Source organism: Neobacillus sp. DFD-2R (assembly GCF_057747865.1).
Genome location: NZ_CM173228.1, coordinates 158,137 through 174,504 on the forward strand (window position 1 = coordinate 158,137; position 16,368 = coordinate 174,504).

16 protein-coding genes are annotated in these 16,368 nt (G+C 43.6%); 15 read left to right on the plus strand and 1 reads right to left on the minus strand.

The features are described 5' to 3' along the window. Window positions 1-69: 69 nt before the first annotated feature. A complete protein-coding gene (locus AC3ANV_RS00805) occupies window positions 70-1,092 on the plus strand; it encodes an SIS domain-containing protein (RefSeq protein WP_488311812.1) in 1,023 nt (340 codons plus the stop codon). 67 nt (window positions 1,093-1,159) lie between these two features. Further along, complete coding sequence (locus tag AC3ANV_RS00810; protein WP_488311813.1) at window positions 1,160-1,996, plus strand: PfkB family carbohydrate kinase; 837 nt, start codon at window positions 1,160-1,162, stop codon at window positions 1,994-1,996. Between the two features lie 271 nt (window positions 1,997-2,267). On the opposite strand, the gene AC3ANV_RS00815 is transcribed toward AC3ANV_RS00810, so the two are convergent. Further along, the gene (locus AC3ANV_RS00815) at window positions 2,268-3,254 is read right to left on the minus strand and encodes an SIS domain-containing protein (RefSeq protein ID WP_488311814.1); all 987 of its coding nucleotides are present in this window, start codon (window positions 3,252-3,254) and stop codon (window positions 2,268-2,270) included. A gap of 389 nt (window positions 3,255-3,643) precedes the next feature. On the opposite strand from AC3ANV_RS00815, the gene AC3ANV_RS00820 reads away from it, so the two are divergent. The 13 genes from AC3ANV_RS00820 (at window position 3,644) to AC3ANV_RS00880 (ending at window position 16,200) form a co-directional block, all read left to right on the plus strand. Next, window positions 3,644-4,360, plus strand: a complete 717-nt coding sequence (locus AC3ANV_RS00820; protein WP_488311815.1) for a GntR family transcriptional regulator — start codon at window positions 3,644-3,646, stop codon at window positions 4,358-4,360. Window positions 4,361-4,868: 508 nt separating this feature from the next. Continuing rightward, on the plus strand, window positions 4,869-5,240 hold the full coding sequence (locus AC3ANV_RS00825) for an NADH-quinone oxidoreductase subunit A (protein ID WP_488311816.1): 372 nt from the start codon (window positions 4,869-4,871) through the stop codon (window positions 5,238-5,240). Continuing rightward, the gene (locus AC3ANV_RS00830) at window positions 5,231-5,743 is read left to right on the plus strand and encodes a NuoB/complex I 20 kDa subunit family protein (RefSeq protein WP_488311817.1); all 513 of its coding nucleotides are present in this window, start codon (window positions 5,231-5,233) and stop codon (window positions 5,741-5,743) included. Before AC3ANV_RS00825 ends, AC3ANV_RS00830 begins: the two co-directional genes overlap by 10 nt. Before the next feature lie 3 nt (window positions 5,744-5,746). Further along, window positions 5,747-7,069 (plus strand): NADH-quinone oxidoreductase subunit C, encoded by a 1,323-nt coding sequence (locus AC3ANV_RS00835; protein ID WP_488311818.1) that lies wholly within the window; start codon window positions 5,747-5,749, stop codon window positions 7,067-7,069. A gap of 3 nt (window positions 7,070-7,072) precedes the next feature. Beyond that, on the plus strand, window positions 7,073-8,173 hold the full coding sequence (locus tag AC3ANV_RS00840) for an NADH-quinone oxidoreductase subunit D (protein ID WP_488311819.1): 1,101 nt from the start codon (window positions 7,073-7,075) through the stop codon (window positions 8,171-8,173). Continuing rightward, entirely contained in the window at window positions 8,173-9,180 is a 1,008-nt protein-coding gene (gene nuoH / locus AC3ANV_RS00845) for an NADH-quinone oxidoreductase subunit NuoH (RefSeq protein ID WP_488311820.1), read from the plus strand. Before AC3ANV_RS00840 ends, nuoH begins: the two co-directional genes overlap by 1 nt. A gap of 99 nt (window positions 9,181-9,279) precedes the next feature. Further along, complete coding sequence (nuoI, locus tag AC3ANV_RS00850; RefSeq protein WP_488311821.1) at window positions 9,280-9,699, plus strand: NADH-quinone oxidoreductase subunit NuoI; 420 nt, start codon at window positions 9,280-9,282, stop codon at window positions 9,697-9,699. Continuing rightward, complete coding sequence (locus AC3ANV_RS00855; RefSeq protein ID WP_488311822.1) at window positions 9,696-10,214, plus strand: NADH-quinone oxidoreductase subunit J; 519 nt, start codon at window positions 9,696-9,698, stop codon at window positions 10,212-10,214. Before nuoI ends, AC3ANV_RS00855 begins: the two co-directional genes overlap by 4 nt. Further along, window positions 10,211-10,525 carry an NADH-quinone oxidoreductase subunit NuoK gene (gene nuoK, locus AC3ANV_RS00860; protein ID WP_307411328.1) on the plus strand — a complete coding sequence of 105 codons (315 nt, stop codon included), beginning with the start codon at window positions 10,211-10,213 and terminating at the stop codon, window positions 10,523-10,525. The genes AC3ANV_RS00855 and nuoK overlap by 4 nt, the downstream gene beginning before the upstream one ends. Before the next feature lie 143 nt (window positions 10,526-10,668). Beyond that, the gene (nuoL, locus tag AC3ANV_RS00865; RefSeq protein WP_488311823.1) at window positions 10,669-12,537 is read left to right on the plus strand and encodes an NADH-quinone oxidoreductase subunit L; all 1,869 of its coding nucleotides are present in this window, start codon (window positions 10,669-10,671) and stop codon (window positions 12,535-12,537) included. Beyond that, entirely contained in the window at window positions 12,534-14,054 is a 1,521-nt protein-coding gene (locus AC3ANV_RS00870; RefSeq protein WP_488311824.1) for an NADH-quinone oxidoreductase subunit M, read from the plus strand. The genes nuoL and AC3ANV_RS00870 overlap by 4 nt, the downstream gene beginning before the upstream one ends. Before the next feature lie 6 nt (window positions 14,055-14,060). Continuing rightward, window positions 14,061-15,572, plus strand: a complete 1,512-nt coding sequence (gene nuoN, locus AC3ANV_RS00875) for an NADH-quinone oxidoreductase subunit NuoN (protein ID WP_488311825.1) — start codon at window positions 14,061-14,063, stop codon at window positions 15,570-15,572. Between the two features lie 391 nt (window positions 15,573-15,963). Beyond that, the gene (locus tag AC3ANV_RS00880; protein ID WP_488311826.1) at window positions 15,964-16,200 is read left to right on the plus strand and encodes a DUF1146 family protein; all 237 of its coding nucleotides are present in this window, start codon (window positions 15,964-15,966) and stop codon (window positions 16,198-16,200) included. The last annotated feature ends 168 nt before the right edge of the window (window positions 16,201-16,368 follow it).

A 16,368-nucleotide genomic window follows, 5' to 3' on the forward strand; every position in this document is an offset into this window, starting at 1 on the left:
AAAACAATCTATTATCTATGTATAATGTATTATGATGTATTATGAAGAAGAATAATATTAAAATAGGGAGTGATAGCATTGTTGAATTTTAGCAGAGAAAAGTATCTCAAGGTAACCCGTGGAGCAGTAGGGCTTAGAGAGGAAGTTGAACGGGTTGTAGATCAGGTCCATGAAAAAGGGTTTAAAAATATATTCTTAATCGGATCAGGCGGAGCAGTAGCTACTTTTTACCCGTTTGAATTTATGATTAACTCGACTTCCACCCTTCCGGCCTATGCCGAAATCGCTGCAGAATTTGTGTTACAGAATCATAAACAATTAACGGAGGAGTCGCTTGTAATTCTATCCTCCCTATCAGGTACAACAGAGGAGACAGTAGCAGCGGCGAAATACTGTAAGGAAAGAGGAGCAACAACGATTGGAATAACAGGCGAGTACAATAAGCCGCTTGCTGATACAGTAGACTTTCAACTTGTGAACTTTGCGGAAAATGACTTTGCCAGTGATTCCAACCAATTAATTCTCTATTTCCTGACGTTTAAACTGATAAATAAAAATGGCGATTTCCCTAACTATGAAGCCTTTGCATCGCAGTTGGAAGTTCTACCTGAGAAGTTAATAGAAGTAAAAGAACAATTTGAACCAAGGGCGGAAGCGTTTGCGAATGCTTATAAGGGTGAGCCCTATCATATGGTGGTCGGTTCCGGGACTACTTGGGGACGTGCTTACTCGTATGCGATGTGTGTTTTGGAAGAAATGCAATGGATCAAAACAAAATCCATTCATGCGGCAGAATTCTTCCATGGTACATTGGAGATCGTTGATGAAGACACAAGCGTTATTCTCCTTAAGGGTCAGGATGAAACACGCCCGCTAATGGAACGTGTTGAGCGCTTTGCGGAAAAGTATACAAAGAAATTGACCGTACTTGATAGCCAGGCTTATGAGTTAGAGGGAATCAGTGAGGAGTTTAGAAAATACTTATCACCAATCATTACGTCAACGCAACTGCAAAGACTTAGTGTTCATTTAGAAGACAAACGTGAGCATTCCTTAGAGATTAGAAGATATTATCGTACAGTAGCTTATTAAAAGAGTTATGGAAAGATACAATGAAAAATTGTATCTTTCTCTTTTTCAATTTACGGGAGGGTTAAATATGAGGTTAATTGCAGTTGGAGATAATGTAGTCGATTATTATGATGATCGCGGGGAGATGTTCCCGGGCGGGAACGCAGTAAATGTGGCGGTCTTTTGGAAACGATATAATGTCGATGAGGTTTCCTATATTGGAATAGTCGGAAATGATGAAGAAGGCGATCATATTGTCAACTCGTTAAAGCAGGAAAATATTGATGTATCAAGGGTACGGAAAGTAATTGGACCATCCGGTGAGGCAGTAGTTGCTTTGGATGAGCATGGAGATCGAAAGTTTGTAGGCTCAAACAAAGGCGGAGTCCAAAAGGAACTGAAATTGAATTTTACCGAAACGGAACTGGAGTATATTCATACCTTTTCACTGCTGCATATGAGCGTCTATAGCCACCTGGAAACAGAATTGCCATTATTGCAAAACTATATTGATATTTCGTTTGATTTTTCAACAAAATACGACGATGCCTATTTAGATCTTGTCTGCCCCTATGTGAAATATGCGATCTTCTCCGGCGGTGATTTAGCGAAAGAGGAATGTGAAGCGTTAATAAGGAAAGTTCACGCTGCAGGAACACCAAATGTCATCGTAACCAGGGGTTCTGAAGGATCGTTATTCTCTGATTCACACCAGCTTTATGAACAAGGAATTGTCGAGACCGATGTCGTCGATACACTTGGAGCAGGGGATACGTTTGTTGCAATCTTTTTAAAAGAATACGTACTGCATTCCAATGCCAAGGCCGCGATGGAAAGGGGTTCAGCAGCTGCAGCTGAAACATGCCGGCGTTTTGGCGCATTCGGCCATGGGAAGAAGCGGGAGAAAAAGATTGCGATTGGCTAAGGGCTTGTGGAAGGAAGCAGCCTGCTCTGTTGAGGAGCAGGTTACTTTTTTGGAATCAGGTTGCTATTCAAAAGGCTGTATTAGTTAACTTGTTGAAATAAAGAAAATAGAGAAGTGGTTACTTCATGAAGCCCAAAATCCATTAGGAAAGACAAAAACGGTCATCATGAGGCGTGGAGATGATTCTCTCTATTAACCCCCAAAAACAACAAGAGTTAATAAAGCGTTTAAAAAAAGCTCCGGAGTCTAAACTCGGGAGCCTTACTTCAGATTAATATTCTACTTTCCACATATAACGTCTTTTTGATAGCGGATGATTGCGGGCATCTGCCAGCTGTTCTGCATATCTGCGGAGAACATTATTTAATACAAGCGGTGCAATATAGCCTTTTAACTCTTCGTCAATGCCGGTTAAATCAAGATCCTTAGCGTCTAAAACAACCAATTTTTCGCCGTATTTTTTCGAGAAATCTAATGCTCTCTCATCAAGAGGGCGTGTTTCATCCAAGCCGAGCAGGATAATAAACGGTACATCTTTATCAATAATCTCGAATGGACCATGGAAGTACTCACCGGCATGAATGGCATGGGAATGGATCCATTGCATTTCCATGAGAATACAAATGGCATATGAATAGGCGATTCCGTAGTTTGCTCCGCTTGCCATTGTATAAATAACCTTTTCATCTTTGTAATCTTGACCGAATTGTAGTGCCTTGCTTTCATATTGCTTGTTTGATTTTTCAAACACAGGCTGGAGATTGGTTAAGCTGTTAATCACTTTGTCAAACTTATCATTTCCTTCTAATACGTTTAAAACGCCGAAAGTTAATTGATAAAGCAAACCTAAGTTTGTATTAAAAGCAATGGATTCTGTGCCCCATTCGTATTTAACGACGAATTCACTTTCCTGGGCAAGAGGTGAAGTTGGCTGATTCGTAAATCCAACTGTTAATGCCCCTTTTTGACGGGCAAACTCAGCGGCTTTAACTGTTTCAGGGGTTGTACCAGACATAGAGCATAATACAACGAGTGAATTTTCGCCAAGCTTTCTAGGATTGCGATGAATGAATTCATTGGCGCTGTATACATCTGAAGTAAGATTTTTTGCTTCACGGTCCATAATGTACTTATTCGGATACATAATGGCAGAGGAGCCGCCGCATGCAACAAAGTACACGTGGTTAATTGTACGGCCTTTCAAAGCATCTAAAACCTTTTGAACCTGTTGATCTACAACTACTTGAGAATTAACCATTGATATTTCCTCCTTGAATTCATTTTAAAATATATTAATACATCTTATAACATCATAATAAATCGCATAGAAGTAATTGTCAATGTTTTTTGAACATTAAATTTATTAAAGCAGTAAGGGAATAAATTGTTCATAACATAATATAATGTTATTTATTAATATATAGTTAATAACAGCCTAATATTAAAAAATGGCTGTGTTAAAGGCCATTGTTGATTTCGTAACTTGTTGATTGGAGCGGAAGGCGTGAGCCTCCCGCGGGAGTGAGACCCCACAGGCGCTTTAAGCGCCGAGGAGGCTCCCCGGACCGCCCGCGGAAAGCGAAACGCCTGGAGCGCAAATCAACAGGAAAGTTGAACACAGCCTAAAAAATAAAGCAGGTGATATAGATGTTAAAACAGGATAACCAAATTCCCTTATACATACAATTAAAAGAGTCAATCCGCAGCTCTATTATAAGTGGCCAATTAAAATACGGTGATCAAATTCCTACAGAATTAGAATTGAGTGAAGAGTATAAAATTAGCAGGATTACAGTAAGAAAAGCCCTTCTTGAGTTGGTTGAAGAAGGGTACCTCGTTAAAAGGCAGGGAAAGGGTACGTTTGTCAACAAAAGGAAAATCGAAAGGAAGATTGTCCATTTTTTAAGCTTTAGTGATGCCTGTAAAGCCAATGGACTGATAGCAAGCAGTAAAGTGACCAAGAAGGAACTTCTTCAACCAACACCAAAGGATCAAAAAAAACTTCAACTAGACGATGGAGATGCATGTATTTTTATCCAGAGGGTAAGATATGCCAATGATTCACCGATTATGATAGAGAACAACTACTTTTCATATAAACATTTTCATTCTTTATTAAGTGAAAATTTGGAAGGCTCTCTCTATAAAATATTGGAAGAAAAGCTGAATGTGAAACCATCTCGCTCGGGAGAATTAACAATAGAGATTGTCAGGGCTGGTGAAGATGAAGTAAATTTACTCCGTACTGCTAGCGGAGAACCTCTTTTTTACATGGAATCGACGGTCTATGATGAAAACGACCGGCCTGTGCATATAGGAAAACAGTATATTTTAGGCGATAGTTATAAATTTAACTTGGAGTAATCGTTATTCCCTCTATACACATTGTGTAGGGGCTTTTTCGCGTATCGAAGCAAATGCAGAATGAATTGGGGTTACAAGCATATGATTATAGTGGATGGGCTTATGTATGAAAAGGCACCTATGTTGTGATAAATATTGTTGATTTTAGCTAATGAAGGGTGAATCTCTGAAGACAACTAGGTATTAGGTTCAGATTGATAGGAAAAAGTATTTTTATCAATAAAGATTGAACAAATAATGACAAATCTCACTGACATTGTCCTATTTTTGTTGTTAAATAGGGGTTGTTGTCGATAATTCTGGAACTTGCGCTTCAGCTTGCAAACTTTTCCGTTTTTAGCTTTATGAGAGCGAGCTCTCAACGCTTAAAAATGGAAAGGTTTGCGGCAATTGAATTTACAATTTATCTTTATAGGGGCTTGTCGACACGGGTTTGTAACAATGCTATAATGTTATCGGTTACAATATTCATTAGTTTGAAAATTCTACAACATTGGAGGGGATAGACATGGAACTTAATGTATATCAGAATAATTATCTGATAGTTTTTGTGTTCCTATGTCTTGGGGTGTTGCTGCCTGCGGTGGCGTTATATTTAGGTAAGCTTCTGCGGCCTCATAAGCCGAGCGATGCGAAGTATACCACATATGAGAGCGGTGTTGAGCCATTTCACGATTCCCGTGTACAGTTCAATGTCCGCTATTATATTTTTGCCCTAATGTTTGTTATTTTTGATGTAGAAACCGTGTTTTTATATCCGTGGGCTGTGGCCTATAATAAACTAGGAATTTTTGCCTTGATTGAAATGTTGATTTTCGTGATTATGCTATTAATTGGCCTAGTGTACGCTTGGAAAAAGAAGGTGCTAAGATGGATCTAAAATTAGACAACATTTCACCTCGGGAAATGGAAGAGTTACAGAGAAATGTGTTTATGACAACGCTGGAGCAAGTCAAGGCATGGGCGCGAAGCAATTCGATTTACCCGCTGACATTTGGTCTGGCTTGTTGTGCGATTGAGATGATGGGTGTAGGTTCTTCCCATTATGACTTGGACCGCTTTGGTTCGTTTTTCCGAACGTCTCCAAGGCAGTCGGATTGTATGATTGTTTCAGGAACTGTTACGAAAAAGATGGCGCCCATTTTACGCCGTTTATATGATCAAATGCCTGAGCCGAAATGGGTAATTGCAATGGGTTCTTGTGCAACAGCCGGCGGGCCGTATGTCAAATCTTATTCCGTCGTTAAGGGAGTCGATCAAATCGTACCTGTTGATGTTTACATACCTGGATGCCCTCCCAACCCGGCCGCTTTAATTTATGGTATTAATAAATTAAGGGAAAAAATTCGTTACGAGGCGAAGACTGGGAAGAAGGTGATCTAACCGATGAGCGGGGAGAAAGATCTCGAACAATTAAAGAGAGAAGCCGCTGAAAAGGCGAAGGCGGCAGCACTAGCGAAGAAGCAGAGGGAAGGTATTACGGAAGAGGCACCTGAAGCGGACCCGGCACCGGATACCGATGACCTCGCGAAGAAAAAAGCAGCCGCGGTAGCAAAGGCAAAGGCGGCGGCAGCGGCAAAAAGGAAAGCACTGGGCGAATCGACACAAGATGAAGCACCAACTGAATCCGCCTTAGTGGTAAACGATACCGATGACCTCGCCAAGAAAAAGGCAGCCGCGGTAGCGAAGGCAAAGGCGGCGGCAGCGGCAAAAAGGAAAGCACTGGGCGAATCGTCACAAGATGAAGCACCGACTGAATCCGCCGTAGAGGCAAACGATACCGATGACCTCGCCAAGAAAAAGGCAGCCGCGGTAGCGAAGGCAAAGGCGGCCGCAGCAGCAAAAAGGAAAGCACTGGGCGAATCGACACAAGATGAAGCACCAACTGAATCCGCCGTAGAGGCAAACGATACCGATGACCTCGCGAAGAAAAAAGCAGCCGCGGTAGCGAAAGCAAAAGCAGCGGCAGCAGCGAAAAAGAAAGCAATGGAATTGGCAGGAGGCGCCGAAGAGTCCCACGCTGACGCGGGCGACGATGCCAAGGCAAAAGCAGCGGTAAAGGCCAAAGCAGCAGCACTCGGAGAAGGCGCCGGCGCCGACGACGAAAAAGCCAAAGCCATCGCCGCAGCGAAAGCGAAAGCAAAAGCAGCGGCAGCAGCCAAGGCCAAAGCCGACGGAGCTGCCAAATCAGCCGACGGAGCACCCGCTGAGACGGTTGCAGCCAAGCCTTCAGCAAATCAGCCATTCTTAGATAAATACGTCAAAGTCATTGAAGAAAACCTTGGACCTGACGTTTTAGAAGATTCTTATATTAATAAACTATCCAAGGATGTTCCGACCCTCGTGGCCAAGCGCGAATCATACTATAAACTAGCCCAATTTTTAAAATACAATGAGCTGTTAGGATTCGATTACTTATCCGAGCTGCACGGAACAGATTTTGAAACGCATATGGAAGTGTATGTGCACTTATACTCATATAAGAACCGTCAATCGGTTGCTTTTAAAGTGAGACTTGACCGCGATGAACCAACAATCGAGTCCTTACAGCCTATTTGGGCCGGAGCCAACTGGCCTGAATGTGAAGCGTTTGATTTACTGGGGATTAAGTTTACCGGACATCCGAATTTATACCGGATCATGCTCGGAGAAGATTGGGTTGGCCATCCACTTAGAAAAGACTATGAGCCGTATGATGTGGAGGTGTAACCAATGATAAGAACGGAAGAAATGTTACTTAACGTGGGTCCTCAGCATCCAAGTACGCACGGAGTATTCCGGCTTGTGATAAAAATCGATGGGGAAATCATTACAGAAGCAAAGCCTGTCATCGGTTATTTACACCGCGGAACCGAAAAACTTGCTGAAAACCTGCAATACACTCAAATTATTCCATACACAGACCGGTTGGACTATCTCTCAGCCATGACCAATAACTATGTTCTCTGTCATGCTGTTGAAACCATGATGGGCATTGAAGTTCCCGAACGCGCCGATTTCCTCCGGGTCATCGCCATGGAATTAGGCCGGGTTGCGAGCCACCTTGTTTGGTGGGGAACATACCTGCTTGATATCGGGGCCGTCAGCCCGTTCCTTTATGCCTTCCGCGAACGTGAAATGATTATCAATATGCTCAATGAACTATCAGGAGCGCGCTTAACCTTCAACTATATGCGTGTGGGTGGCGTTAAATGGGACGCACCTGAAGGCTGGATTGAAAAAGTGAGAGACTTCATTCCATACATGCGCGAACAGCTCGCCGGCTACCACTATCTGGCGACAGGTAACGAAATTTTTATGAGCCGGGTAAAAGGTATTGGGACTTATACAAAAGAGGATGCTCTTAATTATTCCTTAAGCGGTGCCAATCTGCGCTGTACAGGCGTCAAATGGGATCTTCGCAAAGATGAGCCATACTCGATTTACAACCGTTTTAACTTCGATGTTCCAGTTCAGGAAGGCGGCGATGCTTGGGCACGCTACCATGTCCGGATGGCGGAAATCGAAGAATCATTAAAAATCCTTGAACAGGCAGTGGAACAATTCCCTGCTGAAGGCGAGATCCTTGCCAAAGTGCCAAAAATCATCAAGGCACCTAAAGGGGAAGCATTTGTAAGAATTGAATCACCACGTGGAGAAATTGGCTGCTATATTGCGAGCGATGGCAAAAAGGAACCGTATCGCTTAAAATTTAGAAGACCATCCTTCTATAATCTGCAAATACTCCCGAAACTGTTAGAGGGCGAAAATATCGCAAACCTGATTGCTATATTAGGGGCAATTGATATTGTCCTTGGGGAGGTGGACGGCTAATGGTCAATGATTTGCTCCATTCGAGTCCGGGGTTGTTCAATTTTCTAATCTTCTTTATACTCGGCGTCATTCTGCTTTTAGTTGTATTAGGTTTCGTCACCTACGGCATTTTAGCAGAGCGGAAAGTCATGGGTTACATGCAGCTGCGCCATGGTCCAAACCAAGTCGGCGGTAAATGGGGACTCTTGCAAACCGTAGCCGACGTCCTGAAGCTTTTACTAAAAGAAGATATTATTCCGACACTCGCGGATCGGCCGTTATTTATCATCGCGCCGGTCATAGCGTTTGCACCTGCATTTATGGTACTGGCGACGATTCCGTTTACGGACAAATTCCAATTTGCGGATATCGGTGTCGGCTTGCTTTACTATATCGCTGTATCGGGTTTGACGACACTTGGCGTAGTCACCGGCGGCTGGGCATCCAACAACAAGTACGCACTCTTAGGAGGCATGCGTGCCGCAGCCCAAATGATTTCATATGAAATTCCGCTCGTGATGTCTGTCCTTGGCGTTATTCTCTTATCAGGCAGCTTAAATTTAAATGATATCGTTCATCAGCAAAGTCACGGCTGGTTCATTTTATTGCAGCCAATCGGTTTTATCGTCTTTTTCATATCATCCGTAGCCGAATTAAACCGGACACCATTCGACCTTCCTGAAGCAGAATCAGAACTTGTTGCCGGGTATCACGTTGAGTATTCCGGCTTCCGCTGGGCATTCTTTATGCTGGCCGAATATGTGTACCTATTTGCAATGTCCTCGCTGATTGTGACCTTATTCTTGGGAGGATGGATGGCACCATTTGCATTCCTAAGCTTCATCCCCGGTGCCGTATGGTTTGCACTCAAATTCTGTTTGGTTGTATTCGTCTACATCTGGTTCCGCGTCGCATTCCCGCGTCTGCGAGCCGACCAACTAATGGAAATGGGCTGGAAAGTATTGCTGCCTGTAGCATTGGCAAACATTTTCCTAACCGCCTTAATCAAAACCTTATTTTTCTCATAAAGGATTCTTTCTTAAAAGGAACCAAGTGGGGCAAACGCGTCCTTGGAGAAAGTGTGCCGTACGATTCTCAATTTTTAAAACGTAAAAGGGGTGAAAAACGTGCTTGGATTAGCAAAAGGCTTGAAATATACCCTAAAAAACTTAACGCGCGAGAAAGTCACCTATGACTATCCGAATAAGCCGCTCCCACTGCCGGACCGGTTCCGCGGTATCCAAAAGTTTTATCCGGAAAAATGTATTGTTTGCAATCAGTGTATGAACATTTGCCCGACAGAATGTATCAACTTAACAGGGAAAAAACATCCCGACCCGGCGAAAAAAGGGAAAATAATCGATACCTATGACATCAACTTCGAGATTTGCATCCTTTGTGACCTGTGTACGGAGGTTTGCCCGACCGAGGCTATCATTATGACCAATAATTTTGAGTTGGCAGAATATAGCAGGGATATGTTATTTAAAAACCTTGAGTGGTTAGATGAAAACGATGAAAACATACGGCAGGTGAATAAAGCATGACATTTTCAGGCGAATTCCTCGCTTTTATGGGCCTCGCACTTGTGGCGGTCATTGGCGGCGTGCTCTTATTGAACCTTACCAAAGTGATGCATATGGTCGTTGCGCTTGTCTTTACTTTCGTCAGCATTGCAGGTATCTACGTCCTGCTTTCCGCTGAATTTGTGGCGGCCGTACAAATCTTAATTTATTCCGGTGCGATCACGATTATCATGCTCTTTGGAATCATGCTAACGAAGCACAATGATGAAAGTGAACCGCAGGCCGGCAAATTGAGAAAGGTTCTATTATTTTTAGGGGTTGTCGGTTTTGCATTTGCCGTTTACATCGGCATTTACAACTTCGATATCCCGCAGGTTCCGACCGCGTTGCATGAAAACAACACGATGCAAATCGGTAAAGCACTCTACTCAAAATGGATTATCCCGTTTGAGCTCGTCTCTGTTTTACTATTAGTCGCTCTTGTCGGTTCCATTATTTTGGCGAAAAAAGACGTGAAGGGAGCGGATAATCAATGAGTTCAGTTCCCGCTTCAGCCTTCCTGGCATTGGCACTAATTTTATTTTGCATCGGTCTTTACGGTGCCCTTACAAAACGAAACACCGTCATCGTCCTGATTTCCATTGAGCTCATGCTTAATGCCGTTAATATTAACCTGGTTACCTTCAGCAAATACGGGATGGCACCATCCATCACCGGTCAAATATTTGCCCTGTTTGCGATTACCGTAGCCGCAGCCGAAGCTGCTGTTGGCCTGGCGATCCTAATCTCGCTCTACCAAAACCGCAAAACCGTTAATATCGACGAAATGGATTCGATGAAAAACTAATTGGTGTCAGGCACCATTGAAAGACACTTTTGGCGAAATGTCCACTGTATGAGGACACTTATGCGTCCATCCCATATGGACAAAATGTGTGTTTTGTCCACAAACGGTGACAGGCACTTCGTATTAAAAAGGGGATAGTGATAATGATGGAAAATGCATGGATCATACCGCTTTTCCCGCTATTATCGTTTTTGATCCTTCTCTTGTTCGGTAAGCGGCTGAAAGAGGCGAGCGCTTATGTGGGGATTCTGCTCACGCTGGCGTCGCTTGTTTACTCGTTGTTGGTGCTGTTCGATCGCTTTACATCACCGACGTTTTCTGCGAAGGTCGATTGGCTTACAATAGGAGATATTCATTTAACAGCGGGATTTGAAGTAAATCAATTAAATGCATTAATGCTGTGTATTGTGTCGCTCGTCAGCTTCCTGGTACATACATACTCAAAAGGGTATATGCACGGGGATGAGCGGTTTTCGGTATTCTATGCCTATTTAGGATTATTTACGTTTGCAATGCTTGGGCTGGTCATTTCGCCAAACCTATTGCAAACCTATATTTTCTGGGAGCTTGTCGGGGTCGGTTCCTTCCTCTTAATCGGTTTTTATTTTTACAAAGAAGAAGCGAAGGCTGCCGCTAAAAAAGCGTTCATCATGACCCGTATCGGGGATGTTGGACTGTTGATCGGCATGATCCTCTTATTTTGGCAAACAAAAAGCTTTGAATATAGTGATATCTTTCAAGCCGTTCAAAACGGCGATGTATCAACATCGATGATTACCTTGACAGCGATCTTAATCTTTATCGGGGCTGTCGGTAAATCAGGTCAGTTCCCGCTGCACACATGGCTGCCTGATGCGATGGAAGGTCCAACACCGGTTTCGGCGTTAATCCACGCCGCAACCATGGTTGCCGCAGGGGTTTACCTTGTAGCTGCGCTATTCCCATTATTCGTAGCAAGTAAAACGGCTTTAATGGTGATTGCCGTCATCGGTGCGTTTACGGCGATTTTTGCCGCAAGCATCGGTCTTGTACAAACAGATATTAAACGGGTATTAGCTTACTCAACCGTCAGCCAGCTCGGCTACATGATGCTCGCCTTAGGGTCCGCCGGTTATGTTGCCGGTGTATTCCACTTAATGACACACGCATTCTTCAAAGCGCTTTTGTTCCTTGCAGCAGGCAGTGTCATTCATGCGGTTCATACCCAAAACATCGAAGAGATGGGCGGTCTTTGGAAAAAGCTAAAGCTAACAGGACCGTTATTCTTAATCGGAACACTCGCCATCAGCGGTGTCCCGCTTTTATCAGGCTTCTTCAGTAAGGATGAAATTTTGGCAGCAGCATGGGAGGGCGGACATCCGATCCTGTTCCTGCTTGCGCTTATTGCCGCATTCTTTACCGCATTTTATATGTTCCGCTTGTTCTTCATGGTCTTTACCGGTGAAGCACGAAGCGAGATGAAAAATGTCCATGAATCACCGTCAGTAATGACATTCCCGATGATCGTCCTCGGCGTGTTAGCGGTGGTAGCAGGTTATGTAAACACTCCATGGTTCGGCTCCTTCCTTGGCGACTGGCTCGTAGATGGAAATGAAGCCCTTGCTTCCCACCATGCAGAAGGTCCGGTGTGGATTATGATCCTGGCCACTGTTGTTTCGTTACTGGGAATTTACCTTGCCTGGCTTATGTACGGCAAACGTTCTCTTTCCCGCAACTGGTTAAGCGGAATGGGCGATACATTGCACACGATTCTTTACAACAAATATTACATCGATGAATTCTATCAGTTGTCGATTGTCGTTTTAACAAAAGGAATCAGCTACTTCTTACGTTTCATAGATGTCTTCCTTGTCGAAGGACTTGTTAAAGCCGTGACAGGAGCAGTTCAAGGACTTGGAAAAACAGGCTCAAAAATGCAGTCCGGACAGGTTCAAACGTATGGTGCAGTTGCTTTCATCGGCTTAGCCGTTTTAGCAGTCATCTTTGCGTTAACAGGGGGGTACTTAAAATGAATCTAGCTTCTGTTTTATCTATCCTAGTATTCTCCCCTTTACTAGGCATCGTGATTTTAGCTTTCATGCCGAAACGTTCGGAGAAATCAATTAAATTAGTGGGCTTTTTAGCTACCTTGCCCGCACTGATTCTCGCGCTTGGCACGTATCTTCATTATCTTGCAGGCAAAAGCTTGAACGATTTTTCTGTTTCGGCTCATTGGATTCAATTCGGCGGCTTTAAAGGAACGGCCCAGGATATTTTCGCAGTAAAATATGAATTGGCACTTAACGGCTTCTCGTTGTTGCTCATCGTCTTGACGACCGTGGTTGCGACGCTTGCCGCGATTGCTTCCATTCATATTAAAAAAGAATGGAAGGGCTATTTTATGCTGTTCCTTCTTTTAGAAATCGGAATGCTTGGCGTTTTTACCGCCCAAAACCTCATTCTGTTCTTTATTTTCTTTGAGGTAACCTTAATCCCGACGTTCTTCTTAATCGGTAAATGGGGTTATTTTGAAAAAGAAAAAGCGGCATATAGTTTCTTAATTTACAACGGGCTGGGCTCGGCGATTTTGTTAATTGTGATCATGATCCTGTTTGCCCGCACAGGAACAACCAATATTGATGCATTGCATCATTTGCTTAATGATAAGAATGTTGATTTGATTGCGCCGATTTCAGGCGGAGTAAAGCTGGGGCTGTTAATCGCCTTGTTAATTGCCTTCGGTGTGAAATTACCGATTTTCCCTTTGCACAGCTGGATGCTGAAGGTTCACGTTCAAGCACCGCCGTCCATTGTTATGATTCACTCCGGTATTCTGTTAAAGATCGGTGCTTACGGTTTAATTCGTTTCGGAATGGGCCTTTTCCCAACGCAGTTTAAGACCATTGCCGTACTGTTAGCTGTCCTTGGAGTAATCAACCTATTGTACGGTGCGTTTCTGGCGTTCATTCAAACAGACTTTAAAATGGTTTTGGCGTATTCCTCAATTTCCCATATGGGAATTGTGTTAATCGGGCTTGCGGCCATGAACCAAGCCGGCGTTCAAGGTGCCATTTTCCAAGTGATTTCACATGGATTAATTTCAGCCTTATTGTTCTTCCTCGTTGGCGTCTTTTATGAGCGTACCGATACATCGCTCATTGAAAATCTTGGCGGAATGGCACAAGGGATGCCGGTCGCTGCAGGCTTCTTACTTGCAGGCGGTTTGGCTTCACTCGGATTGCCGGGTATGTCCGGATTTGTCAGTGAATTTATGGCGTTCCTTGGTTTATTTAAGGAAATGCCGGCTATCGCTGCCGTCGGTACGATTGGTATTATCATGACAGCTGTTTATTTACTTCGTGCCGTTCTCGGCATTACGTACGGAAAAGCACACCGTGAATTTACCGGCATACTCGATTTAAAAGGCGTGGAAATCGTGCCTGTGGTCGTGCTGATGCTGTTAATCGTGCTAATCGGTGTGTTCCCAAGTGTTCTAAGCTCACCGCTTCATGCCGCACTTGAAACCATTATGCTTGGGATAGGAGGGTGATGAAGGATGAGTTTTAAAACATTGACATCATTTCACTGGAGTATCATGACACCAGAATTCATCATCCTTGGGGTTGCTGCTGTTCTGACACTTCTCGATTTATTTATGCCGAAAAAGCAGGACCGCAGGATTCTCGGCTGGATTAGCATTCTCGCAATCATAGCGGCAATGGTATCCGTAGCAGGCTTGCTTGATCAAGGCGTTACATCGATATTAGATGATACGTTCCGGCTTGATGCCTTTGCAAAGGCCTTTAAATTGCTGCTGCTCGCCGGTGCGGGGCTGGTTATGTTTTTAGCGGTCAGCTATAAAGCAAAAGACGGCATGGAAGAATATCAAGGCGAATTTTATTATTTGTTTTTAACCGCCTTGCTCGGTGCCATGGTCATGACATCAAGCGGCGATTTAATTACGCTTTTTGTCGGCTTGGAATTGTTATCTATTTCTTCTTATATATTAGCGGGCATTCGCAAGCATCATTTAGCTTCGAATGAGTCGGCAATGAAATACGTCATCAACGGCGGTATTTCCACTGCGATTACGCTTTTCGGGATGAGCTATGTATACGGCTTGACGGGCACGACAAACCTATTGTCGGTTGCCGACAAGCTGCAATCATTAGCGGATCCGCAGCAGGTTTATATGCTCAGCTTAGCCTTTTTAATGATTTTTGTTGGTTTATCCTTTAAGCTTGCGGCTGCTCCATTCCATATGTGGGCACCGGATGTGTACCAAGGGGCACCGACACCTGTAACAGCCTTTTTAAGTGTTGTTTCAAAAACAGCCGGTTTTGTGATCGTCATCCGTATTCTGTTATCTGTTTTTGGACTGGCGGTTTCCGCAGGACCGGGCTCTGAACCGATTTTATATAAAATGCAGGATTACATCGCCTTCATTGCCGGGGCGACGATGATCATCGGTAACGTCGTGGCTTTACGGCAAACCAATATTAAAAGAATGTTTGCTTACTCAAGTATCGCCCATGCGGGTTATATCCTTGTGGCATTCTCATCGATGAATTTCATCATGTTTGATGCCATCTGGTTCTACCTTCTCGCGTACTTGTTCATGAACCTTGGAGCGTTTGCGGTCATCCAATTAATTTCGGAAAAAACAGGCTCCGAGAACATTTCCGATTTTGCGGGCCTCTATCGCCGCTCACCGATTCTTGCAGTAACAATGGGAATTTTGTTAGTATCTTTAGCCGGCTTCCCGGGCACAGCAGGGTTCATCGGTAAGTTGAACATTTTCATCGGTACATTCGTGGATACACCGCATTATGTGTTGGCATCGATCATGATTGCGACAACCGTCGTTTCTTATTTCTACTATTTTGGTGTCATGACGCAAATGTTCTTCCGCCCGGCAAGCGACGAAAGCAAATTCACTATTCCATTCGGAATTGTTGTCGTCCTAATCGTCTCAGTTGTAGCATCGATTGTGTTTGGGATTGCACCAAACTTGGCCATCGATTTCTTGCACAACCACTTTAACGGGTTTAATGATTTTCTAAAGTAGGCGAATATAAGGGGTAGTAAGAAGAGGCGTTGAGGCCTCTTCTTTTTTTTGTAAGGCTATGTTAAAGCTCATTGTTGATTTAGCTCACTCTGTTGATTGGAGCGGAAGGCGCGAGACTCCTGCGGGAAAAGCAAGTCAAGGGAGACCCCGCAGGCGCAAAGCGCCGAGGAGGCTCCCGACCGCCCGCGGAAAGCGAGCGCCTGGAGCGGTAATCATTTAACAGAGCCTTTTGTAAAAGTGCAACTACCTTTGTTTGGGCTTACATTCATTTTTTTAGAAAAACGTTCACAAAATTGACACAAAACAAAAACCCGATTTGTCGAAGGAAACTTTTAGGATTTTGATACGTCAATATGATAGAATAGTCATTGGTTTAAATAGGGGGTGTAGGATGGTTAATGACTTTGGACAAATAGCACTAGTTAGCATTATTTCACATTTAGTGTTAATTGCTGTTTCCTGGTGGGCATTACAGGCAATTCGGCTGGATAAGCTGTTGAAGCCGAACCATGTGTTCCAAGCTCGTTTACTTTATATATTATTGGCTATTTGCATTGGATCAACTGCTAGTAATTTTTTCCTTGATTATCTCCAATGGTCGAAACAGCTGCCATTGATGTTACAGTAAATAGAATTGGAAAAAATTTAGGTCTTCGTACATGTTCCCATTTACGGGTATTCAGAGTACAATTTTCTTTGTGTGGAAAAATACATACTAGAATGTTCAGTGAGTAACTTGTCAAAAAGTGACGAGATTTCCCAAGTATGCTCTTTCTCTCCTTGGAAACAATGGTAA

Excerpts from the sequence above, each read along its gene's own strand:
- AC3ANV_RS00815 (WP_488311814.1), bottom strand. The coding sequence starts at position 3,254 with ATGGTTAATTCTCAAGTAGTTGTAGATCAACAGGTTCAAAAGGTTTTA.
- AC3ANV_RS00830 (WP_488311817.1), top strand. The coding sequence starts at position 5,231 with ATGGATCTAAAATTAGACAACATTTCACCTCGGGAAATGGAAGAGTTA.
- nuoN (WP_488311825.1), top strand. The coding sequence starts at position 14,061 with ATGAGTTTTAAAACATTGACATCATTTCACTGGAGTATCATGACACCA.
- nuoH (WP_488311820.1), top strand. The coding sequence starts at position 8,173 with ATGGTCAATGATTTGCTCCATTCGAGTCCGGGGTTGTTCAATTTTCTA.
- AC3ANV_RS00870 (WP_488311824.1), top strand. The coding sequence starts at position 12,534 with ATGAATCTAGCTTCTGTTTTATCTATCCTAGTATTCTCCCCTTTACTA.
- AC3ANV_RS00880 (WP_488311826.1), top strand. The coding sequence starts at position 15,964 with ATGGTTAATGACTTTGGACAAATAGCACTAGTTAGCATTATTTCACAT.
- AC3ANV_RS00855 (WP_488311822.1), top strand. The coding sequence starts at position 9,696 with ATGACATTTTCAGGCGAATTCCTCGCTTTTATGGGCCTCGCACTTGTG.
- AC3ANV_RS00810 (WP_488311813.1), top strand. The coding sequence starts at position 1,160 with ATGAGGTTAATTGCAGTTGGAGATAATGTAGTCGATTATTATGATGAT.
- AC3ANV_RS00835 (WP_488311818.1), top strand. The coding sequence starts at position 5,747 with ATGAGCGGGGAGAAAGATCTCGAACAATTAAAGAGAGAAGCCGCTGAA.
- AC3ANV_RS00840 (WP_488311819.1), top strand. The coding sequence starts at position 7,073 with ATGATAAGAACGGAAGAAATGTTACTTAACGTGGGTCCTCAGCATCCA.
- AC3ANV_RS00820 (WP_488311815.1), top strand. The coding sequence starts at position 3,644 with ATGTTAAAACAGGATAACCAAATTCCCTTATACATACAATTAAAAGAG.
- nuoK (WP_307411328.1), top strand. The coding sequence starts at position 10,211 with ATGAGTTCAGTTCCCGCTTCAGCCTTCCTGGCATTGGCACTAATTTTA.
- nuoL (WP_488311823.1), top strand. The coding sequence starts at position 10,669 with ATGATGGAAAATGCATGGATCATACCGCTTTTCCCGCTATTATCGTTT.
- AC3ANV_RS00825 (WP_488311816.1), top strand. The coding sequence starts at position 4,869 with ATGGAACTTAATGTATATCAGAATAATTATCTGATAGTTTTTGTGTTC.